Below are 20,777 nucleotides of genomic sequence, written 5' to 3' on the forward strand. Positions count from 1 at the left end.
TTTCGCGGAAGGCCGCGGAACAGCGGATTTCTCCGTGGCCGCAATTTTGCAATCTCCAATGGCTGTGAGCGGGGATGCAAGGGGGTAGGAGGGAAAGGATCGGCAGCTACACCACCACCACAATCAACCGATCCCCCTGACGTGTATCCCCGATGGTGATCTCGACGGGCAGGAACTGCTCGATGACCGCGATATTGCTGCGCGTATGCGGCGTCGGCCGCAAGGTCGTGAAACGACCGCCGCGGGCGAGCGCCAGGGGCATCAGCAGCTGGTCGGCGATATGCGGGCCGACGGCCGCCTCGCTCGCCATGTATTTCTCAACCTGGCGCGCCACCTTGACCGCGACCTCTTCCGACGTCACGCCGAAGGCGCCATGGGCGCTGAAGATATCGACGGCGCGCTCATGGCGGATCTCGATCCACAGGATGTTGCCCGGGCCTGAGGATTCGACCTCGCGGATTTTCACCTCGTCCTCGCTCAGCGACAGAAGCCGCGTGAGCTTGACGGCCTCGCGGCGGGCGATATCGACGGCGAGATTGGCGAAGACGGCCTCGCCCTGTCGCGACAGCAGGGCGCCGCGATCCTCCAGCATGATCTTGGCGGCGGGGCGCACCGGACCGATCACCGCTTCGAGCTTGCCGCCGCCCGCCGGATGGAAGCCATGCCGGCACAGAGTGAGGCGCGCTTCGAAACCCGTCGGCCGGACCGCCGGCAGGAAGACACGGTCAAGATATTCGAAGGACGGCGCCGAGATATTATGCGTGCCGCCTTCGATGACGACGCGCGACGGCGTTGCCTGACGCGCCAGCGGCAGGAAGATGGTCTGGAAGACGAGGCAGGCGGCGCCGGCCGAGCCGATGGCGAAATGATAGTCACCCGGCGTGATCGTGCCCGGCACGAAATCGAGCGCCGTCGCGCCGAGCTCGGCGCCCTTTACGTCGCCGCCGCAGATCTGCGCGGCGGCGCGTACCGCCGCCAGATGCTGGCGCAGCAGACCCGGCTTCGAACGTCCGGCACGGATATTTTCGATGCGGAAGGGTGTTCCCGTCAGCATCGAGAGGGTGAGAGCGGAGCGGAGGATCTGTCCCCCGCCCTCGCCCTCGGCCCCGTCGATGGTCAGCATAGTCTTGTCCTTTAGTTCTGAGGGACGCTTCGAGGCCCGGCTGCGCCGGGCACCTCAGCGTGAGGTAAAGGCTACCCCTTCACGCAGACGACCTGGCGCAGGGTGTGGACGATGTCGACCAGATCGGCCTGGGCCGCCATCACGGCATCGATGTCCTTATAGGCCTTGGGCGTCTCGTCGATGACGTCCTCGTCCTTGCGGCATTCGACGCCGGCCGTGTCGGCCATGTGGTCGGCCACGGTGAAACGACGCTTGGCCTCGGCCCGCGACATCACGCGCCCTGCCCCATGCGAGCAGGAGCAGAAGCTTTCGAGATTGCCGCGGCCGCGCACGATAAAGGACTTGGCCCCCATCGAGCCCGGGATGATGCCCATCACGCCTTCGCCCGCATGCACGGCGCCCTTGCGGGTGACGAGCACGTTCTTGCCGAAGTGATGCTCGCGCGCCACATAGTTGTGGTGGCAGTTCACCGCCTCGAGATGCGCCTCGAAAGGCTTCTCGATCACCCGGCGCGCGGCGTCGATGGCATGGCGCATCATCACCTGACGGTTGGTCATGGCGAAATGCTGCGCCCATTCCACCGCCTCGACATAATCGGCGAAGTTTTCGGTGCCCTCCGGGAAATAGGCAAGGTCGGTATCGGGCAGGTTGATGTACCAGCGCCGCATGTCCTCCTTCGCCTTCTCGATGAAGTAGGACCCGATCTGGTTGCCGACCCCACGCGAGCCCGAATGCAGCATGAACCACACGCGGTCCACTTCATCGAGGCAGACCTCGAGGAAGTGGTTGCCGGTACCGAGCGTGCCGAGATGCACCGCCGTGTTGGCCTTGGCGAGCTTCGGGTGCTTGGCGACGATCGCATCGAATCCCGAAGCGAGCCCGTCCCAGGCTTCCGATGTCGCTTCCGGCAGGTCATGCCAGGAACCCTTGTCGCGCGTGCCACGCGCAACCGTGCGGCCATGCGGCACGACCTGCTCGATCGCCGAGCGCAACGGCAGAAGCGTGTCGGGCAGGTCACCCGCCATAAGCGAGGTGCGCACCGCCATCATGCCGCAGCCAATATCGACACCGACCGCCGCCGGAATGATGGCGCCGACGGTCGGGATCACCGAGCCGATGGTCGAGCCCTTGCCGAAATGCACATCCGGCATCACCGCCAGCCACTTATAGATGAAGGGCATGCTGGCGGTGTTGGCGAGCTGCTTCTTCGATGCCTCGTCGACGGGCACGCCGCGCGTCCACATCTTGACCGGCGCCCCATGCTCATGCGGCGCCGCATCGGCCAGAAAATCGTAAGAGCGTTCCATCGTCGTCAGTCCTTCACAGTCAGATAATGCGGCGCCACGGCCTCAGTCAGCCAGACGCCATTGTCGGCCTGGTAGAAAAACAGGCCGTCATCCCGCATCCGGCTTGCCGCGACCAGCAGGACGACCGGCTTGCCATGCCGCATGCCGACCTTGCGCGCCGTCTCCCGGTCGGCGGAGAGATGCACATGCCGGCGCGCCTGCGGCTTCAGGCCCTCAGCCAGGATCTTGTCCAGCACCGCGGCCGCCGTGCCGTGATACAGCACGGCAGGCGGGGCTGCGGGCGCAAGCTCAAGATCGACCGCCACCGAATGACCTTGCGCCGCCCGGATCCGCATCCCGTTAGGAGATAGCGTGAAGCGCTTCTTGTCATTCGTCGCGACGATCTCGCGCAGGATATCCGGCGTCAGATCCTGGCCATTGGCGCGCGCTTTGGCGATGAGATCATCCGTCGCGACCCAGCCGCCCTCGCCCAGCACGAGGCCGATTTCCTCGGGCGCGTGGCGCAAGACATAGCTCAGGAATTTGCTGAGCCTGGTGATGTTCTTTTCCATGTTCTTTTTCTTCACTCAACTAGACAAGGCCCTTACGACAAGGAGGTGATGAAACAACCCGCTCTATCCATCTGAGCTACAGGTCCATAGATGGCGGACCTGGCGGGACTCGAACCCGCGACCTGGAGATTAACAGTCTGTAGTTCCATCGGCATTCGTAAGGGTCTGTTTCTTCATTAATCCATCAGGCGACGAAATTTGCGAGACGTTTCCTGAGCTACGACCGGCTTGCGCCGGCGGGAGGATTGCGCCTCCGACCTCCTGTCCATGACAGACAGGCGCTCTACTCTACCTGGTGCTGTAGTCCCGCAGGCATTCGCCCGCTGGCGGTGACAAGATCGGACAAGACGGCCTTCCGGCCAGTTGCAGATACCACTGTAGTCCTGTCCGCATTCACCAATCCGATGGACTCCGGGGGCGACGCCCCGAAGTCCGTTATTGTTACAGCTTGATCTTCTCGATCTCGCCGATCCAATGATCCGCACTCAAGCCGTTCTCGGCAAAAGCCTGGATCATCTCGAAGACCGCGTCGGAGAAACCTCCGACATTCAGAATATCCGCACGCTCCACGGCCTGCGTGGTCGTGTAGGGCTGGATGTCGACGCAGACGAGCTTCGCCCCAGGGTTCACCCGCTTGACCTTCGACCAGGCCCGCATCGTCGCCGTTCCCGCGTAACCACCCTTGGCGGCATCCACCCAGGATTCGTTATCGGAAACGAAGACGACGAGGTCGACCTTCTCCTTACGGCGCGCCAGCCGCTCGAGCGGCGCCGAGCAGTTGGTTCCGCCACCGCCGATGCCGGCCAGCTTCTGCGCATTGGTCAGCACCGTGTCGTGCGGATTGAGGTCGATGTCGACCACATCCTGCTCGAAGGGCAGCACCTCGACCTCGCGGTTGCGGCGCAGGAACGACGCGGCCACCAGGGCCGCGACATCGATGCAGCGCACCACGCTCGAAGCACCCTTGCGGTAACCCGTCACCGGCGACGCCATCGAGCCCGAAACGTCCGGGCACACGACGATACGCTGGTCGAGCTTCGGCACATTGCCGATGGCGATTTCCATCGCCTCCTGCAAAGCGTTGCGCACGACCTTCGGCACTTCCCCGGCCGAGGCGGCATAGGCCGCCATCAGCTGGTAGGGGAAGACCTTGGCGCGGGCGATCGCGTAGGGATCGGCAAGCCGCTCGGCAACACGCTCCGACATGCCGGCAATACCGAACACGCCGTGGCGCGCGAAGGTATTGAGGCCTTGGCGCAAAGTCTGCCAGGACGCCGTTTCGGCAATCGCCGCCCACTGCTTCTGCGTCAGCGGAAGCGCGGTCAGCAACTGGAACGGCACGTCGGGTACCGGCAGCGTCGGGTCGCGCTTGAAGGCTTCCAGGTCCTTCACGATCTGCGGCAATTGGGCGACGTCATAAGGACGGCCGACCACATAGCCATAGAGCGCTTCGCGCGTCTTCGACTGCGGCTTCGGATGCGCCATGCGGATGATATCGGCCAGCGAGGGATCGTTGCCGATGCTCGCCCGCAAGATCTCTTCATCCGAGGCCTGGGCCAGCCAGGCGAGGATCAGCCGCTTGGGCCGCGAACCAAAGGACTTGCGGCCGACCGCGCCCGAGCGGATGACCTGCGCGAAGTTGCGCAGCATCCGACCGTTCACCACGACACGCGGAAACGCCTTGGCGAAATCACCCGTGTCGAGCGTGGCGAGGATGGCCAGCAGCGCCGCCGGCATGTCCTTCATATGACCCTTTTCGCGCGCATAGATCGCCGTCTTGGCGATGAAGGCGGCATCGACGAAACGGGCCAGCTTCAAGACCTCGGCGAGCTGCTCCCGCGGCTCGGCATAGAAGGTCCGGTTGAAGGTCCCGGTGGCGGCCAGTTGCGCCAGCGCGGCGCGCGGCTCCAAGCCATAGGCCGGGGCTTTCTCGCGGTTCCAGGCATTCGCACGCGGAAGCAGCTTTCCGATCGTCGATGCAAACACGGATTTGCTTGCCATTGGTCTTCGTCCTTCTGTTGACGAAAACCTCTATTGCAGCGCGCGTGCCAACCGGTTCTGGCCGCGTGATATTTTTTATATCCCATTGATATAACTGGTGATTTATTTTTCCGAACTTTGATTTTGGATAAACGATCTACCTGAACTCCAATACTATTGGATAGTAAATTATCCTATCGTATAATTCCTTATGACCAAGAAGAACGTCGTCATCGGCTTCGTGGGCACGACGCTCGATACCGGCAAATGGGAGAGCCGCTGGGAGCGCTGGCGGCCGACCATCGCCGTGTGCCAGCAGGAGGACTTCATCGTCGACCGGTTGGAGCTCATCCATGATCATCATGCGGCCGGCCTGACCGAGAGGCTCACACGCGACATCGCCCAGGTCTCGCCCGAGACCCAGGTGGCACCCGTCATCATCAATCTGAAAGACCCGTGGGATTTCGAGGAGGTCTATGGCGCGCTGCATGATTTCTCCCGCGGCCACCACTTCGACACCGAGAACGAAGACTATTTCATCAACATCACCACCGGCACGCATGTGGCGCAGATCTGCTGGTTCCTGTTGGCCGAGACGCGCCATGTGCCGGCGAAGCTCATGCAGCTCTCACCGCCCCGCAAAGCGCGCGGCGACATCACGAGCCCGATGCGCATCATTGATCTCGATCTGTCGCGGTATGACCGCATCGCCACCCGTTTCAGGGCAGAGCAGCGTGACGCCGCTTCTTTCCTCAAATCCGGTATCGCCACGCGCAGCCCGGCCTTCAACCGGCTGATCGACCGCATCGAGCAGGTCGCCATCAATTCCAGGGCGCCGTTCCTTCTCATGGGTCCGACGGGCGCGGGCAAATCGCACTTGGCGCGGCGCATCCATGAGCTCAAGAAGAGCCGCCATCAGATCGAAGGCCCGTTCGTCGACGTCAATTGCGCCACCTTGCGCGGCGACACCGCGATGTCCTCGCTGTTCGGCCATGTGAAGGGCGCCTTCACCGGCGCGCAATCGGCGCGGCCGGGCCTGCTCAAATCGGCCGATGGCGGGCTCCTGTTTCTCGACGAGATCGGCGAGCTCGGCCTCGACGAGCAGGCGATGATCCTGCGCGCCATCGAGGAGAAACGTTTCCTGCCCGTCGGCGCCGACAAGGAAACAGCGAGCGACTTCCAGCTCATCGCCGGCACCAACCGCGATCTCAACGAAGCGGTGCGTCAGGGACGATTCCGCGAGGATCTCCTGGCGCGCCTGAACTTGTGGACCTTCATGCTGCCGGCGCTGAAGGAGCGGACGGAGGATATCGAGCCTAATATCGATTTCGAGCTCGAGCGCCATGCGCGCGACGACGGTGCCAAGATCACCTTCAACAAGGAGGCGCGCGCCCGCTTCGTCACTTTCGCCACCTCGACCCAAGCGGAATGGAGCGCCAATTTCCGCGACCTCTCCGCCTCGATCACCCGCATGGTGACGCTGGCGCCCAAGGGCCGCATCGACGAAGAGACCGTCACAGAAGAGATCGGACGGCTGAAAGACCTGTGGTCCGGTGGCCGGCGCGGCCAGCTCAGCGACATATTGAACGAGGTTTTCCCCGAAGGGCGCCTTGCCCGCATCGATCTCTTCGACCAGGCGCAGCTCGCGCAAGTGATCACGGTGTGCCGCGACAGCGCGTCGCTCAGCGCCGCGGGCCGCCGGCTCTTCGCCGCGTCCCGCGCCACCAAGACCAGCGGCAACGATGCCGACCGCCTGCGCAAGTATCTCGCCCGCTTCGATCTCGACTGGGCCACGGTGAGCGGGAAAGGGTGAGCGCTTTGCTGTCATCAAGGGCTACGGATCACTTCGCCTCGAAGACCGGCGAGGTGCGGTCCGGATTTCCGTCAAAACTGCTGCACTTACAGGCCTGTCCGTCTCTGGGGCACAGCTCATGGATCGGATTGAAACAACTCCCTGCTTCCAGCGAAGCGCTGCTGTGACTTAAAGGCCACAGTCGGCCAGAATCCTCTCATCCTGGGCGAAGACCGGATCAACTCCAAATTACCCTGTGTTACAAAACCTTACGGAGAGGCCATTCAACGGGGACAACCACTATGAAGAAACTCCTTCTTGCCGCCGCTGCCACATGCGCGATGCTTTCGGCGGCGCAGGCGGCCGATATCATCGAACCTGCCGCCTATGACTGGACCGGACCCTATGTCGGCCTGCAGGCCGGCTATGGCTGGGGCGACAACGACGTCAAACCAGAAGGGGAAGAACAAGCCGCTTTGGCGGCCAGGGCAGTAACTTTTCACCCGTTGGATGACGGCTCGATCAAGATGGATGGCTTCCTCGGCGGTCTCCATGCCGGCTACAATTGGCAATCCGACAGCCTGGTTCTCGGCGTCGAGGGCGACATCGAATATGCCGACCTTGACGGCGATACCGACATCATCCACTCCGACGATGGTACGACCAACGAAGATGTCGGCGACGCGCGCCAGGAAATCGACTGGCTCGGCTCGCTGCGGCTGCGCGCCGGTTTCACCTTCGATCGTGCCCTCATCTACGCCACAGGCGGCCTTGCGGTCGGCGGGGTCGAAGTCTCCGCTTTCATAGACGAGTCGGACTTCGATAACTCGAACTCGGATACCGAATGGGGATGGACCCTCGGCGGCGGCCTCGAATATGCCTTCACCGACGAGTTGAGTGCCCGGATCGAATATCGCTACACCGATCTCGGCAACACGGATGTGGAAGCAGGTGGTGTGGAGACGCCGATCGAAAAGCTCGAATTCGAGAACACTTTCCACGCCGTGCGCGCGGGCTTGAGCTGGCACTTCTCTCCGTAAGGCCGCGGCGCGCCGGCGCCGTCCCTTCACGCATCACTTCACCTCGAATATCGGCCGGAACCAGGCCGGCGCCAGGCTGTTGCCGGCGTCGATGTGCTTGAGGCTCGCCTGATCGACGATCTCGATCCGGGGGCCGACATGGCGTGCCGACAGCGTGCCTTCGAGCGCGCGCACCGCCTGGTCTACAGCGATGCGGCCCTGCATCACCGGCTGATCGGTGGGGGCCGCGATCACCTTGCCGCGTTTGATGGCGCGATAGGTGCTGTGGGTGAAATAGTCGGCGAGGATGCCGATGCGGCCGGTCAGATTCTTGGCGCGGAACAGGCTCACCGCGGCGTCGGCGGTGACGGCGCTGCCGATCACATAATCAATGTCGGGATATTCCTCGATCACTTCCTCGAGCAGAAGCAGCTGCGCCTCGAAACCGGTATCTCCCCATTTGACCGCGACGATATTGGCCGAGCTCTTCGCGAGAGCAGGCTCGATGCCGCGGCGCACGAAATCGACCCAGCCCGCTCCCTTGGGACCGGGGAACCAGGCGACCTTGACCGGCTTGCCGCCTTTGGGATGCAACCGCGTGAAATAATCACCGATGGCGGCGCCCATGGCGATCCAGGAGACGCCGGACTTGGCCGAGATGCCCCTGCTGTCAATGTCGTTCACCGCGGCAATGACCGGCATGCGGCGGGCAAGATCGCGGATTTCCGGCGTGAGCCCATCATACGAGACGGTGCCGACGATCAGCGCATCGGCCTTGGCGGCACATTGGGCGATCTGCGCCTTCTGGCGCTCCAGATTGGGATAACCGCCCGCCTCCACCACTTCGAGCCGCACTTGGAGGCGGCGGGCCTGCTCGACCATGCCGTAATTGACGGAAAGCCAATAGGAATCCTTGAGATGCGGGTAGGAGGCGCAGATGCGCCAGGGCCTTTCGGCGGCGGTGAGCGGTGCATAAGAGTAGGTCTCGGCCGTGCCGCCATAATCGAAAGCCGGCGTCCAACGGTCGACCTGCCAGACCTCCTGCCCGCCCGCAGGCGACAGCGAGAGAAACGGCACCAGGACCGCAGCCAGCAGAGTTTTCTTTCTTAGGAGCCTCATCACGCTATCATGAGCCCTTCGGTCATCTTCTCGCAGCAAAACTTCCGGTGGAGCGGCAATGCTGTCAAGATTGGGAATTGGCGCGCGTCTGTTCTTCGCCTTTCTGGGCATCACCGCGCTGTCGCTTTCCTCGGGCGTCGCCGGCTGGCTCATCCTGCGTGACATCTCCGCCACGCAATCGCGCATCAACCAGGAAGCGTTGCCGGCGGTCGCCGCGGCACAACGCACCGCCGAGACCAGCGCCCGGCTGGTCGCCAGCGCGCCGGCGCTGAACGCGGTCCGCAACGAGACATCACGCGCCGCGCAGGAAGCCGAGCTGGCTGACCTCGCCGCCGACATCAAGCGGTCGGTGAGCGACGCCAGCCTCGCTTCGCTCGACAGCGCCACCACGGATAAGCTCGCCGGCACGGTGGGCGCGCTCATGCATAATCTCACCGCGCAGAACCGGCTGGTGAAGGAAAGACTGCAGCTGCAGCAGAGCTTCGCCGACCGCGCCGAGCGCACCATCCGCGCCGCCACCGCGATCGTCGATCTGTCGGAAACGCTGGTCTCCAATACATCCGCCGGCACGTCCGCCGTGATCTCGGGCCTCTACGGGCTCATCGACGACCCGGCGCGGCGCGAGGAAGCCTATCAGGCGCTCGACCGTCTCATCGAGCAGGACATCTATCTGCTCGACCGCATGTGGGAGCTGCGCCTCAGGAGCTCGCAGATCGGCCTCCTCGCCAATCAGCTCACCCGCACCACCGACCGCAATGAAGTGGCCGAGATCGCGCGGGGTTATGAGGAGCATCTGCGCGTGGTGCGCCGCCGGGTGGCGAGCATCGACGATCCGGTGCGGCGCGAGCAGGCGCAGGGCTTCCTCAAGATCCTCGATGCGGCGTCCGGCAATGCGCCGGTGGGCCTCAGCCTGTTCGGCGAGAGACTGCGGCTGATCGCGATCGGCGATGATCTCGAAAGCGTGGCGGAGGCGAACCGCAATCTCTCGGCACAAGTGAGCCAGGTGGCGCAGCTCATGCTCGACGCCTCGCAGAGCGCCGCCCGCACCGCATCGGCCCAGGCGCAGCAGGCGGTCGATGCCGGGCTCTATGTCCTCCTGGCGCTTTCGCTCATCGCGATCACGCTTTCCGGCCTCATCGTCTGGTTCTATGTCGAGCGCGGCATCGTGCGCCGGCTCGGCGCCCTGTCGGGGGCCATGCAGAAGCTGACCGTCGGCGACCTGTCGGTCGAGGTGTCGGAGGAAGGGGCCAAGGAATTGCGCGCTTTGTCCTCGGCCGTCGTGGCCTTCCGCGACGAGACGCGCAAGCGCCAGGCGCTCGAGGTCGAGCGGGCGCGCAATCATGAGGAATTGCGCCGGCACCGCGAGGAGCTGCAGGATCTGGTGCATCAGCGCACCGGGGAGCTCGAGCAGGAAGTGGCGCGTCATGCCCAGGCGCGCGAAGCGGCCGAGGCGGCGAGCCGCGCGAAATCGGCATTTCTGGCCACCATGAGCCATGAGATCCGCACGCCGATGACCGGCATGCTGGGCATGCTGAGGATCCTCAAGGAGGAAGAACTTTCACCCGAGCAGCGCAAGCATGTGACGGTGGCCGCCAATTCCGGCGAGACGCTGCTCGGCATCCTCAACAGCATTCTCGATTATTCGAAGATCGAATCCGACAAGGTCACGCTCGACAGGCAAACCTTCGATCTCTCCGATCTCATGACCGGTGTCATGGCGCTGATGCGCCCCTCGGCCGAGGAGAAGGGGCTGAAGCTCGCGCTCGAAGTCGACCGCAAGCTCGCCCAACATTATGCGGGCGATGCCGGAAAATTACGTCAGATCGTTTTCAATCTGGTGAGCAACGCCATCAAATTCACCGAAACAGGCGAGATCACGGTGAAAGCCACCGTGACGGAAAAAACGGAAGCCGGCGATCGGCTGCGCATCAGCGTGAAGGATACCGGCATCGGCATCGCGCCCGACCAGCAGGAGCGCATCTTCGACTCCTTCACGCAAACCGATGCCTCGGTGACACGGCGTTATGGCGGCACCGGACTAGGCCTCGCCATTTCACGCGGCCTCGCGCAAGCGATGGGCGGCCGTCTCACCGTCACCTCGAAACCCGGCGAAGGCAGCCTGTTTACCCTGGACATCACTCAGGCGCCGGCGACGGTCGCCACGCCGATTCGCGTGAGCGCTAGCCGTAATGCCCATGGCACGGGGCCGGCCTTGAACGTGCTGGTGGTCGAGGACGATGCGGCCACGCGCCTCGTCGCCGGTCAGTTCCTCGCCATGCTCGGGCACAGTGCGGAAACCGTGCCGGATGGGTACGAGGCGGTTGCCCGCTTCGCCGAGATCGCGCCGGATCTGGTGCTGATGGATATCAGCCTGCCCGGCAAGGATGGCATCGCCACCGCGCGGGAGTTGCGTAGGCGCGGGGGGGCACAGACACCGATCATCGCCATGTCGGCGCATGTCTTCACCGAAGAGGTGGAACGCTACCTGGCATCGGGCATGGATGCCTATGTCGCCAAGCCGCTCAATCTCGAAGCGCTCGCCGAGGCGATCGGGCTGGTGAGCGACACAGGCGCGGCAATAGACAAAGCGCTGTTCGCCGCCGATATCGAAGAGCTCGGCCCCGATGCGATGCGCCGGATCCTGGCGCTCGCCGATGAAACCTTGCCGAAACGCTTCGCCCGCATGCGGGGGGCGCTGGAGCGGTATGATTTCGACGACCTGAGAGCCATGGCTCATGCGACCTTCAGCACCGCCACCGCTGCCGGCTTCACACAGCTCGGCCGCGACGCAAGGGCGCTCGAGCAGAGTGCCGGCAAGCGCGACGACCAGGCCGTGCTTCGGCATCTCGACCGCTGCGAGGCGGCCTATCGCGTGGCGAGCACCGAGGCGGCCACGCTGCTGAACGGATATCAGGACGAGCGGCCGAGAGCGGCGGCAAAGAGATAACCCTCGCCATGCGAGGTGACGATGATGCGCGGATGGCGCGAATCGTCACCGAGCTTCTGGCGCAGCCGGCGGATCACCACATCAACAGTGCGGTCGGCAGGATCCCAATCGCGATGCGCGATCTCATGCAGCAGCCGGTCGCGCGACAGAACCTTGCCCGGATTGGCCGAGAGCAGCGCCAGCGCCTTGAACTCGGCGCGGGTGAGGTCGACGAAATCACCATCGGCGCCGCGCAAGGTGCGGCTGCCGAGATCGAGCGTCCAGCCGAGAAAGCGGCGCACCGATCCGGCTTCAGGCGCCGAGGCGGCGCGCTGCACCCGGCGCAGCAGATTCTTGACGCGCGCCAGAAGCTCGCGCTGATCGAATGGTTTGGTCACATAATCATCGGCGCCGAGCTCGAGCCCGACGATGCGGTCGACCGTATCGGTGCGGCCGGTGACGAGGATGATGCCGACTTCCGAGCCCTGGCGCAGCTCACGCGTCAGCGCCAGGCCGTCCTCGCCCGGCAGCTGGATGTCGATCATCAGAAGATCGGCCGGACGCTCGGCCAGGATCTCGCGCATCGCCTCGCCGTCCTCCGCCTCGCTCACGCGATAGCCGGCCTCCGAGAAATAGGCGGCGAGCTTCGCCCGGGTCACGGGATCGTCCTCGACGATGACGATATGAGCGGCGGACGGCTTCATGTCTTTCGTTTTAACAATTTTTCACAAATACCGCCAATGTTTTCACCAAGCTCACCCAACAGATTAACACGCGGCCGATAGCCTTCCCGGATCAGCTCACAAGCAAAAAGCAGCGCGGGAGGCGTGAGCGATCAAAGCCTCGTCCGCCGGGGAGGATCATTATGAGAGCAGTCACGCGTTTCGTGAAAAGTGGAGTCGTGGGCGCGGCCATGCTGGCAGCGGGCGCAACCGGCGCCTCGGCACAAGATTCATCCGATCCGATCAGGATCATCACCAACAACTGGACGAGCCAGCTGGTGCTCTCCAATGTCCTCGGCCAGATCCTGCAGGCGCAGGGCACCAATGTCGAATACAAATCGTCCGACACGCAGCTGCAATATACGGCCCTTGCCGGCGGCGACATGGATTTCCAGGTCGAGGTCTGGGAAGGCTCGCAGGCGGAAGCCTTCGAGAAGGCGCTGGCCGGCGGCGCGGTCGATTATGGCGCGCATGAAGCGGTCACCCGCGAAGACTGGTGGTATCCCAAATACATGAATGAGATGTGCCCGGGCCTGCCCGATTGGAAGGCGCTCGATGCCTGCGCCGGCAAGCTCGCCACCGCCGAGACCGGCAGCAAGGGCCGCTTCGTCGGACCGCCGGCGGACTGGGGCAAGCACTATTCGGAGCGCATCCAGGCCCTGAAGATGAACTTCCAGGAAGTGCCGGTCGGCCAGGCCGCCACTCTGTGGGCCGAATTGCAGGCGGCCTATGACCGGAAAGAGCCGATCGTGCTGTTCAACTGGACGCCCAACTTCATCGAAGCCAAGTTCGACGGGCAGTTCGTGGAATTCCCGGTCTATGAACCGGCCTGCCTCAGCGATCCGAAATGGGGCTCCAATCCCGACGCGGTCTATGATTGCGGCGCACCGGCCAAGGGCTATCTGAAAAAGGCCGGCTCGAAGCAGCTCGGCGAGAAATGGCCGAAGGCGGCAGCGTTCCTCAAGAAGGTCAATTTCACCAATCCGCAGATCGCCGCCGCAGCCGCGATGGTCGATGTCGACGGCATGACGCCCGAGGATGCCGCGAAGAAGTGGATCGCCGACAATGAGGCGGTGTGGAAGGCCTGGCTGCAGTAAGCCTGCGCTGAACCAAAGCGAAGGGCGCGGCGCATGCAGCCGCGCCCGTTTCCGGTTTTTTGCAATTGAAGTGAGGCCATGACCGCACCCGCCAAGATCTCGTGCCGGCATTTGTGGAAGATCTTCGGGCCCGATCCCCAGGGCTTCCTCAAGCGACATGGCGAGGCGCCCAAGGACGAGGACTTCGCGCGCGAGAATTATATCGGCGCGGTGCGCGACGTCTCCTTCGATGTCTATCCGGGCGAGATCCTCATCATCATGGGGCTGTCGGGCTCCGGCAAGTCGACGCTCATCCGCGCCATCACCCGTCTCAATGATCCGACGCAGGGCCAGATCCTGCTCGACGGCAACGATCTGCTCAAGGCGACGCCGGCCGAGCTCATCGACTTGCGCCGCCACAAGATGGGCATGGTGTTCCAGCATTTCGGGCTGCTGCCGCATCGCAGCGTGCTCTCCAATGTGGCTTTCCCGCTCGAAGTGCGCGGTGCCGCGCGCGAGGAACGCGAGACACGGGCGCGCGAGATGATCAAGCTCGTCGGGCTCGAGGGCCGCGAGGATTATTTCCCGCGCGAGCTGTCGGGCGGCCAGCAGCAGCGCGTCGGCATTGCCCGTTCGCTCGCCGTCGAGCCCGACATCTGGTTTCTCGACGAGCCCTTCTCGGCGCTCGATCCGCTCATCCGCCGCGAGATGCAGGACGAGTTCCTGAGATTGCAGAAGCTCTTGCGCAAGACCATCGTATTCATCACCCATGATTTCGACGAGGCGATCCGGCTCGGCGACCGCATCGGCATCATGAAGGACGGCAGACTGGTGCAGCTGGCCACGCCGGAAGACATGGTGTCGGCGCCGGCCGACGACTATGTGCGCGAATTCACCCGCAATGCGCCGCGCGACCGCATCCTCACCGTCGGCGCCGTTGCCTCACGCGAGCACGTGCCGGTCAATGGCGTGAATGTGCTGGCCTCGGCCAAGATCGGCGATGCGGCGGCGCTCGTGCTGTCCTCCGACAAGGCGATCGCCGTCATCGACGCGGATGGAAAGCCGGTCGGCGCGATCGACCGCAAACGCATGATCGCGGCGCTCTATCCGGACGGCGCCAGATGACGAGCTCCGCCGCGGTCGTCAGGCCCGCCGCGGCGCGCGCGCCGCCTCTCGATCTCATCGCGATGGTGGCGGTGCTCGCGGCCCTTCTCGTCCTGGCGCAGCTCGTTCCCGTTTTCGACAAATGGCCCGAAGCGCTGGTGATCCCGGTGCGCGGCTGGGTCACCGATTTCTTCGCCTGGTTCGCGCAAACGGCGAAGCCGGTGACGCGCGCCATCGCCTGGCTGCTGGCGCAACCGCTGGCGCTGGTGGAAGCGCTGCTTTATCGCGGCATTCCGGCGTGGAAATGGCCGCCGCTGCCCTGGCCCGCCATCGTGCTGGGCGCCGCCCTTCTCGGCCACTGGATCGGCGGACGTCCGCTGGCGCTGCTCTGCGGTCTGGCGAGCTTCTATCTCGCTCTGTTCGGCCTGTGGCCGGATGCGATGCAGACGCTGGCGATCGTGCTGGTGACGGTGCCGCTGGCGGCGATCAGCGGATTGCTGCTCGGCATCTGGGCGACACGCAGCCGGCGCGCCGAACGCGTGCTCAATGTCATCTTCGACGTGATGCAGGCGACGCCGCATATGGCTTATCTGGGTCCGGTGGTCATCCTGTTCGGTTTCGGCCAGGTGCCGGCGATGCTCGCCACGCTCGGCTTCGCGCTGCCGCCGATGGCGCGCTGCACCATCCTCGGCATCCGCACCGTGCCGCGCGATGTCATCGAGGCGGGCCACATGGCGGGCTGCACGCCGTTGCAGCTTCTGTGGAAGGTCGAGCTGCCGGCGGCCGAGCGCACCTTACTCCTGGGCCTCAACCAGGTGGTGATGCAGACGCTCGCCATGGCGGTCATCGCCTCGCTGGTCGGCGCCTCGGGCCTCGGTCAGAAGCTGCTCTTCTCGCTGCAGCAATTGCAGATCGGCAAGGCGGTGGAGCAAGGGGTGGCCATCACGCTCATCGCAATCGTGCTCGACCGCATGACGCAGGCCTTCATGCGGCGCAACCCGCAACGCATCGCGCCCGGAACGCCCTGGGTCCGGCGCCACCGGTATCTCGTGGCCTTCGGCGTCCTTGTCGTCGTCACCATCGCGGCGGCACGGATGTTCCCGGCGCTCGCCATATATCCTAAGGAGCTGACGCTCTCTTATGGCGGGCCGATCAATGACGCGGTGCGCTGGATCTCGCGCAATCTGTTTCCCTATGTGAAGCCTATCCGCGACAGCATCACCATCTGGCTGCTGCTGCCGTTGCGCGACTTCTATCTGTTCCTGCCCTGGCCGGTGGTCATCGGAATTCCGGCGATGATCGGCTGGCATTTCGGCGGCTGGCGGCTGGCGCTGCTGCCCGTCGGTCTCCTGGGATTCCTGATGCTCGCCGGCTTCTGGACGCCGTTGATGCTGACGCTTTATCTCGTCACCAGCACGACGGTGCTGTGCGTGATCATCGGCATACCGCTCGGCATCTGGGCGGCGCGGCGACCGCTCGCAGCGCGCATCATCAACACGGTCTGCGACACGCTGCAGACTTTTCCAAGCTTCATCTATCTCATTCCGGTGATCATGCTGTTCCAGACCAGCGATCTCTCCAATGTGATCGCCATGCTCGCTTATGCGACGGTGCCGGCCATCCGCTTCACCTATCTGGGCCTGCTGCGCGTGCCGCAGGCGACGGTCGAAGCGGCGACCGCCGCCGGCGCGACGGCGGCGCAACGCCTGCGCAAGGTGGAATTGCCGATCGCCTTTCCGGAAATCCTGCTCGGCATCAACCAGACGATCATGATGGCGCTCGCCATGGTGGCGATCACCGCGCTCATCGGCTCACGCGATCTCGGCCAGGAGATCTACAAGGCGCTGCCCGGCGCCGATACCGGCCGCGGCCTGCTCGCCGGTCTCGGCATCGCCTTCATCGGCATCATCGCCGACCGGCTGATCGGCGCCTGGGCGCAGAAGCGCAAGAAGGAATTGGGGATGGGTTAGCATCCGCACTCCTCCAGTTGTCGGCGCAAACTCTGTCACGTTCACGCAGGAGATGCCCTTCACCCTCTCAACGCTGACGCGTTGGGCCCCTCCCTCTCCCCTCTTCGAAGGGCGAGGGTAAACGCTATCTGCCGCGCAGGCGCAATATGTGACCCGGAATCTCGCGCAGCAGCGTGTCGATGTCGGCGGCGGCGATGAGGTCGCGCAGGCGGCGGTGATGCGGGCCCATGACCACCGCGTCCTTCTCGTCGCGGATCTCCTGGCCGAAGACGATCAGCACATGGCGGGCGAGCGATTCCCACAGTGTCAGCACGATGGCGTTTTCGGACGCTTCGCAGATGGCGCGATGGAAGCTGAGATCGGCTTTGCTGACCCCCATCCAGTCGAGGCGGGAAGCGGCCTGCTCCATGCTGGCGATGATCTGATCGAGCTGCTTCACCAGAGCGGGGAGCGCCGCGCGGTTGGCGAGCGCGTCGCGGAGCGCGATCTTCTCGAGCGAGATGCGGACCTCGCAGATCTGATCGATGCGCTTGTCGTCGAAAGCCGGAATGAAGGTGCCGCGATGCGGCGTGCTCGCCACGATGCCCTGCGCCTCGAGGATCTTCAGCGCCTCGCGCAACGGCACGCGGCTCATCTGCAAGGTGGCGGCGAGATTGGCTTCCACCAGTCTTTCGCCCGGCTTGAAGATGCCGGCGGCAATGCCGCCGACGATCGCCTCGGCTGCCTGGTCGGCAAGGCTCGGCGAGCGGGCAAAGGGCAGAATCGGGGCGTCAGCCATGGTCATTCCCCATCTTCTTCATGGTTTCAGCAGCGATTCTCAATTCCCTATTGCGCATTCAAACTAATTGTATACAAATAGACCATCACGCGCAACCATCGGCGCGGGAGGAAGGCCGGGCCACCCGGCCACAAAGGACGGCCGGCCCGGAAGCCGGCTCATTCAGGGAGTGAACGATGAAGCTGAACTTTCTCCGTCCGGCGGCGCTTGCCATGGCGCTGCTTGTGGGATTTGCGGGAAGCGCTTTCGCCGGCGCCGATGTGCCGGCGGCCGGGGCCAGCCCGAAGATCGATGCCATCAAAGCGCGCGGCACGCTCAAGGTCGCGGCGATCGGCGAATTCCCCTGGCTGCCCGAAAACACCTCGGGCTCGGGTCCGCAATTTTCCGGCCCGGCCTGGCTGCTCGCCGAGGAATATGCCAAGCGCCTCGGCGTGAAGCTGGAAGTGGTGCCGGTCAGCCATGAAACCAAGGTGCCGATCCTCGCCACGGGTGAAGCCGACATTTCGATCGCGCCGCTGGCGGTGACGCCGAAGCGCCAGGAAGTGGTGAACTTCGTCGTCTATTCGCGCTCGAGCCTGTGCATGTTCGGTCTTGCCGACAATCCCAAGCTCAAGGATGTGAAGACGGTCGACGATCTCAACCGCGACGGCCTCACCATGGTCTATTTCACCGGCACGCCGCCCGAGACCTGGGCGCCGACGCGTTTCCCCAAAGCGACACTCAAAGGCGTGGCGGGCTCGGGCGCCAATGCGCCGGTCGAAGAAATTCTCGCCAAGCGCGCCGATTTCGCCACCATCGACAATGTCGCCTGGCCGGCGCTCGAGCGCCAGGTCAAGGGTCTCGTCTCCTTCCCGTCGGGCGATGACTGCCTCAAGAGCACCGAGATGGCGACCGATGTCGGTCTCGCCGTCGACAAGAAGGACCCGGCTTTCCTCGCCTGGCTGCAGGCCGTCTATGATGAGATGAAAGACCAGGTGACGGCGGAAGAGATCAAGCTGTTGAAGGCGGGCGGGTAAGCGGGCCGATCCGTCCCGTCATCTTCCCCTTCTCCCGCTTGCGGGAGAAGGTGGCGCGAAGCGCCGGATGAGGGTGTCTCTCGACACCTACTTAGAACCTGACAAAGTACAACCGGTCGAACCAACACCCTCACCCGCCCTGTCGGGCCCCCTCTCCCGCAAGCGGGAGAGGGGGAATCTTGGAGAGGGCGCGGGGCGAGGATAAAATTTGGACATCAACCTCACACCGATCCTGACGAGCTGGCCGTTTCTGCTCAAGGCGCTCGGCATGACGATCTTCGTCAGCGTGATGTCGACGGCGCTCGGCTTCGTCATCGGCACGCTCGTCGGCGCGCTGCGCACCTATGGCGGACGCATGACGAATGTCATGCTCGGCTTCTATGTCGACAGCATGCGCGCCATTCCGCTTCTCGTCATCCTGGTGTGGACCTTCTTCGCCTTCCCGCTGCTCATCGGCGCGTCGATCAATGCGGTGACCGCCGGCATTGCGGGGCTCGGACTGCATCTCGGCGCCTATGTGTCGGAGACGATCCGCGCCGGCCTGACTTCGGTACGCCGCAACCAGATGCAAGCGGCGCTGGCGCTGGGCATGAGCCGGTTCCAGGCGATCAGGACCATCATTCTGCCGCAGGCCATTATCCGCATGCTGCCGGCGCTCGGCTCGCTGTTCGTCATCGCCATCAAGGACAGCGCCATCGCATCCGTCATCGCGGTGCCTGAGCTTCTGCGCCAGACGCAGATCGTCGCCGGCAAGACCTTCCGCCCCTTCGAGCTCTATACCGCCGCCATGCTCGCTTATTTCATCCTCTGCTATCCGGTGGCGCGCGGCGTCGACCGGCTGTATCGGCGCTTTTCGCATCTGGGCTCGTCATGACCTTCGACTGGAACATCGTCTGGTCGAGCCTGCCGCGCCTGCTCGACGGCGCCTGGATGACCATCTGGCTCTCCGTCGTCACCATGCTGCTCGCCATTCCGGGTGGGCTGGCGCTGGCACTCTTGCGACTCTCCGGCATCAAGCCACTTGCGATGGCCGCCACCGCCTTCGTCGAATTCTTCCGCGCCACACCGCTGATCCTGCAGATCTACTGGGTCTATTATGTGCTGCCGGCCTATTTCGACATCCAGCTGTCGCAGATCGCCACCGCGATCGTCGGCCTCGCCTGCAATATCTCTGCCTTCAATTCAGAGACCTTCCGGTCCGGCATCGTCTCGATCAGGCAAGGCCAGTGGAATGCCGGCCTGGCGCTCGGCATGAGCCGCGTCAGCGTGTTCTGCCGCATCGTGGCGCCGCAAGCGCTGATGCGCGTGCTGCCGGCGCTCGCCTCGACCTGGGTGTCGCTGTTCAAGGACACTTCGCTCGTCTCGATCATCGCGGTGTCGGAGCTGTCCTATGTGGCGCTGCAGATCCGGGCGGAGACCTATCGCATTCTCGAAGTGCTGACCGCCATGGCGGCGCTCTACTGGCTGATGGGCTATCCGCAAGCGAAGCTCGTCGATTGGATCCACCATCGTTTCAAGGTCGCCGAATGACTGCCGCCCCGATCCTCGTCTTCGAGAATGTCGTCAAACGGTACGGCGCGCTCACCGCCCTTGCCGGCGTCAGCCTGACGCTGCATCGCGGCGAGGTCGTGTGTCTCATCGGGCCGTCGGGCTCCGGCAAATCGACGCTGCTGCGCTGCGCCAATGCGCTCGACCCGCTCGATCAGGGCCGCATCAGCTTCGACGGCCATGAGGTCAGGAGCAGCGAGGCTTCGGTGCGGCTGGTGCGCCAGCGCATGGGCATGGTGTTCCAGAATTTCGAGCTGTTCCCGCATCTGACCGTGCTCCGCAACGTCACCATCGGGCCGACCACGGTGCTGAAACTCGGCCAGGCCGAGGCCGATGCGCGGGCGCGCAAGCTTCTCGCCAAGGTCGGGCTCGCCGATAAGGAAACCTCTCACCCTTCGGCTTTGTCGGGCGGCCAGCAGCAGCGTGTCGCCATCGCCCGGGCCCTCGCGATGGAGCCGGCGCTGATGCTGTTCGACGAGCCGACCTCGGCGCTCGATCCCGAAACGATCGGCGAGGTGCTGAGCGTCATGAAGACGCTCGCCGATGAAGGCATGACCATGCTGGTCGTCACCCATGAGATGGACTTCGCCCGCCGCGTCGCCAACCGTGTCGCCGTCTTCGACAAGGGACGGGTGATCGAGGAAGGCACGCCGCAAGAAATCTTCACCGCGCCCAAGGTGCCGCGCACCCGCGACTTCCTCAGCCATCTCGGCTGGCACGGTGAAAGCAAATAACGGAAACAGGAA

General features: G+C 64.1%; 17 protein-coding genes. 10 read left to right on the forward strand and 7 right to left on the reverse strand.

Going from position 1 to position 20,777, the window contains the following annotated elements:
- Positions 1-106 precede the first annotated feature (106 nt).
- The 4 genes from rtcA to JHL16_RS33290 form a co-directional block, all read right to left on the reverse strand.
- Positions 107-1,123, reverse strand: coding sequence for an RNA 3'-terminal phosphate cyclase (rtcA, locus tag JHL16_RS33275; RefSeq protein ID WP_200189127.1), 1,017 nt, complete (start codon positions 1,121-1,123; stop codon positions 107-109).
- Between the two features lie 71 nt (positions 1,124-1,194).
- Complete coding sequence (locus JHL16_RS33280) at positions 1,195-2,430, reverse strand: RtcB family protein (protein WP_200189128.1); 1,236 nt, start codon at positions 2,428-2,430, stop codon at positions 1,195-1,197.
- Between the two features lie 5 nt (positions 2,431-2,435).
- Positions 2,436-2,981, reverse strand: a complete 546-nt coding sequence (locus JHL16_RS33285) for an RNA 2'-phosphotransferase (RefSeq protein WP_200189129.1) — start codon at positions 2,979-2,981, stop codon at positions 2,436-2,438.
- Between the two features lie 441 nt (positions 2,982-3,422).
- Positions 3,423-4,982, reverse strand: a complete 1,560-nt coding sequence (locus tag JHL16_RS33290) for a vWA domain-containing protein (protein WP_200189130.1) — start codon at positions 4,980-4,982, stop codon at positions 3,423-3,425.
- Positions 4,983-5,172: 190 nt separating this feature from the next.
- Between JHL16_RS33290 and rtcR the strand changes: the two genes are divergently transcribed.
- Both rtcR and JHL16_RS33300 read left to right on the forward strand, forming a co-directional pair.
- The gene (gene rtcR, locus JHL16_RS33295) at positions 5,173-6,774 is read left to right on the forward strand and encodes an RNA repair transcriptional activator RtcR (RefSeq protein ID WP_200189131.1); all 1,602 of its coding nucleotides are present in this window, start codon (positions 5,173-5,175) and stop codon (positions 6,772-6,774) included.
- 281 nt (positions 6,775-7,055) lie between these two features.
- Positions 7,056-7,793, forward strand: a complete 738-nt coding sequence (locus JHL16_RS33300) for an outer membrane protein (protein WP_200189132.1) — start codon at positions 7,056-7,058, stop codon at positions 7,791-7,793.
- A 33-nt stretch (positions 7,794-7,826) separates the two neighbouring features.
- Here the strand turns inward: JHL16_RS33300 and torT are convergent, their stop codons facing one another.
- Positions 7,827-8,891 carry a TMAO reductase system periplasmic protein TorT gene (torT, locus tag JHL16_RS33305; protein WP_200189133.1) on the reverse strand — a complete coding sequence of 355 codons (1,065 nt, stop codon included), beginning with the start codon at positions 8,889-8,891 and terminating at the stop codon, positions 7,827-7,829.
- 58 nt (positions 8,892-8,949) lie between these two features.
- On the opposite strand from torT, the gene torS reads away from it, so the two are divergent.
- Positions 8,950-11,838, forward strand: coding sequence for a TMAO reductase system sensor histidine kinase/response regulator TorS (gene torS / locus JHL16_RS33310; protein WP_200189134.1), 2,889 nt, complete (start codon positions 8,950-8,952; stop codon positions 11,836-11,838).
- On the opposite strand, the gene torR is transcribed toward torS, so the two are convergent.
- On the reverse strand, positions 11,802-12,521 hold the full coding sequence (torR, locus tag JHL16_RS33315) for a two-component system response regulator TorR (protein WP_200189135.1): 720 nt from the start codon (positions 12,519-12,521) through the stop codon (positions 11,802-11,804). The two genes, torS and torR, sit on opposite strands and share 37 nt — an antisense overlap.
- Before the next feature lie 161 nt (positions 12,522-12,682).
- Between torR and JHL16_RS33320 the strand changes: the two genes are divergently transcribed.
- The 3 genes from JHL16_RS33320 (at position 12,683) to JHL16_RS33330 (ending at position 16,689) form a co-directional block, all read left to right on the forward strand.
- Positions 12,683-13,636, forward strand: a complete 954-nt coding sequence (locus JHL16_RS33320) for an ABC transporter substrate-binding protein (RefSeq protein ID WP_200189136.1) — start codon at positions 12,683-12,685, stop codon at positions 13,634-13,636.
- A 78-nt stretch (positions 13,637-13,714) separates the two neighbouring features.
- The gene (locus JHL16_RS33325; protein WP_200189137.1) at positions 13,715-14,740 is read left to right on the forward strand and encodes a quaternary amine ABC transporter ATP-binding protein; all 1,026 of its coding nucleotides are present in this window, start codon (positions 13,715-13,717) and stop codon (positions 14,738-14,740) included.
- Entirely contained in the window at positions 14,737-16,689 is a 1,953-nt protein-coding gene (locus tag JHL16_RS33330; RefSeq protein ID WP_200189138.1) for an ABC transporter permease, read from the forward strand. Before JHL16_RS33325 ends, JHL16_RS33330 begins: the two co-directional genes overlap by 4 nt.
- Before the next feature lie 124 nt (positions 16,690-16,813).
- On the opposite strand, the gene JHL16_RS33335 is transcribed toward JHL16_RS33330, so the two are convergent.
- On the reverse strand, positions 16,814-17,467 hold the full coding sequence (locus tag JHL16_RS33335) for a GntR family transcriptional regulator (RefSeq protein ID WP_200189139.1): 654 nt from the start codon (positions 17,465-17,467) through the stop codon (positions 16,814-16,816).
- Between the two features lie 176 nt (positions 17,468-17,643).
- On the opposite strand from JHL16_RS33335, the gene JHL16_RS33340 reads away from it, so the two are divergent.
- The 4 genes from JHL16_RS33340 (at position 17,644) to JHL16_RS33355 (ending at position 20,765) form a co-directional block, all read left to right on the forward strand.
- On the forward strand, positions 17,644-18,483 hold the full coding sequence (locus JHL16_RS33340; protein WP_200189140.1) for a substrate-binding periplasmic protein: 840 nt from the start codon (positions 17,644-17,646) through the stop codon (positions 18,481-18,483).
- Between the two features lie 208 nt (positions 18,484-18,691).
- Positions 18,692-19,357: an amino acid ABC transporter permease gene (locus JHL16_RS33345; protein WP_200189141.1), complete on the forward strand. Its 666-nt coding sequence runs from the start codon at positions 18,692-18,694 to the stop codon at positions 19,355-19,357.
- Positions 19,354-20,013, forward strand: coding sequence for an amino acid ABC transporter permease (locus JHL16_RS33350; RefSeq protein ID WP_200189142.1), 660 nt, complete (start codon positions 19,354-19,356; stop codon positions 20,011-20,013). The genes JHL16_RS33345 and JHL16_RS33350 overlap by 4 nt, the downstream gene beginning before the upstream one ends.
- Positions 20,010-20,765, forward strand: coding sequence for an amino acid ABC transporter ATP-binding protein (locus JHL16_RS33355; RefSeq protein ID WP_200189143.1), 756 nt, complete (start codon positions 20,010-20,012; stop codon positions 20,763-20,765). The genes JHL16_RS33350 and JHL16_RS33355 overlap by 4 nt, the downstream gene beginning before the upstream one ends.
- Positions 20,766-20,777: the final 12 nt, after the last annotated feature.

The organism is Taklimakanibacter albus (assembly GCF_016595235.1).
Taxonomy (GTDB): Bacteria; Pseudomonadota; Alphaproteobacteria; order Rhizobiales; family Aestuariivirgaceae; genus Taklimakanibacter; species Taklimakanibacter albus.

Excerpts from the sequence above, each read along its gene's own strand:
- rtcA (WP_200189127.1), bottom strand. The coding sequence starts at position 1,123 with ATGCTGACCATCGACGGGGCCGAGGGCGAGGGCGGGGGACAGATCCTC.
- JHL16_RS33280 (WP_200189128.1), bottom strand. The coding sequence starts at position 2,430 with ATGGAACGCTCTTACGATTTTCTGGCCGATGCGGCGCCGCATGAGCAT.
- JHL16_RS33285 (WP_200189129.1), bottom strand. The coding sequence starts at position 2,981 with ATGGAAAAGAACATCACCAGGCTCAGCAAATTCCTGAGCTATGTCTTG.
- JHL16_RS33290 (WP_200189130.1), bottom strand. The coding sequence starts at position 4,982 with ATGGCAAGCAAATCCGTGTTTGCATCGACGATCGGAAAGCTGCTTCCG.
- rtcR (WP_200189131.1), top strand. The coding sequence starts at position 5,173 with ATGACCAAGAAGAACGTCGTCATCGGCTTCGTGGGCACGACGCTCGAT.
- JHL16_RS33300 (WP_200189132.1), top strand. The coding sequence starts at position 7,056 with ATGAAGAAACTCCTTCTTGCCGCCGCTGCCACATGCGCGATGCTTTCG.
- torT (WP_200189133.1), bottom strand. The coding sequence starts at position 8,891 with ATGAGGCTCCTAAGAAAGAAAACTCTGCTGGCTGCGGTCCTGGTGCCG.
- torS (WP_200189134.1), top strand. The coding sequence starts at position 8,950 with ATGCTGTCAAGATTGGGAATTGGCGCGCGTCTGTTCTTCGCCTTTCTG.
- torR (WP_200189135.1), bottom strand. The coding sequence starts at position 12,521 with ATGAAGCCGTCCGCCGCTCATATCGTCATCGTCGAGGACGATCCCGTG.
- JHL16_RS33320 (WP_200189136.1), top strand. The coding sequence starts at position 12,683 with ATGAGAGCAGTCACGCGTTTCGTGAAAAGTGGAGTCGTGGGCGCGGCC.
- JHL16_RS33325 (WP_200189137.1), top strand. The coding sequence starts at position 13,715 with ATGACCGCACCCGCCAAGATCTCGTGCCGGCATTTGTGGAAGATCTTC.
- JHL16_RS33330 (WP_200189138.1), top strand. The coding sequence starts at position 14,737 with ATGACGAGCTCCGCCGCGGTCGTCAGGCCCGCCGCGGCGCGCGCGCCG.
- JHL16_RS33335 (WP_200189139.1), bottom strand. The coding sequence starts at position 17,467 with ATGGCTGACGCCCCGATTCTGCCCTTTGCCCGCTCGCCGAGCCTTGCC.
- JHL16_RS33340 (WP_200189140.1), top strand. The coding sequence starts at position 17,644 with ATGAAGCTGAACTTTCTCCGTCCGGCGGCGCTTGCCATGGCGCTGCTT.
- JHL16_RS33350 (WP_200189142.1), top strand. The coding sequence starts at position 19,354 with ATGACCTTCGACTGGAACATCGTCTGGTCGAGCCTGCCGCGCCTGCTC.
- JHL16_RS33355 (WP_200189143.1), top strand. The coding sequence starts at position 20,010 with ATGACTGCCGCCCCGATCCTCGTCTTCGAGAATGTCGTCAAACGGTAC.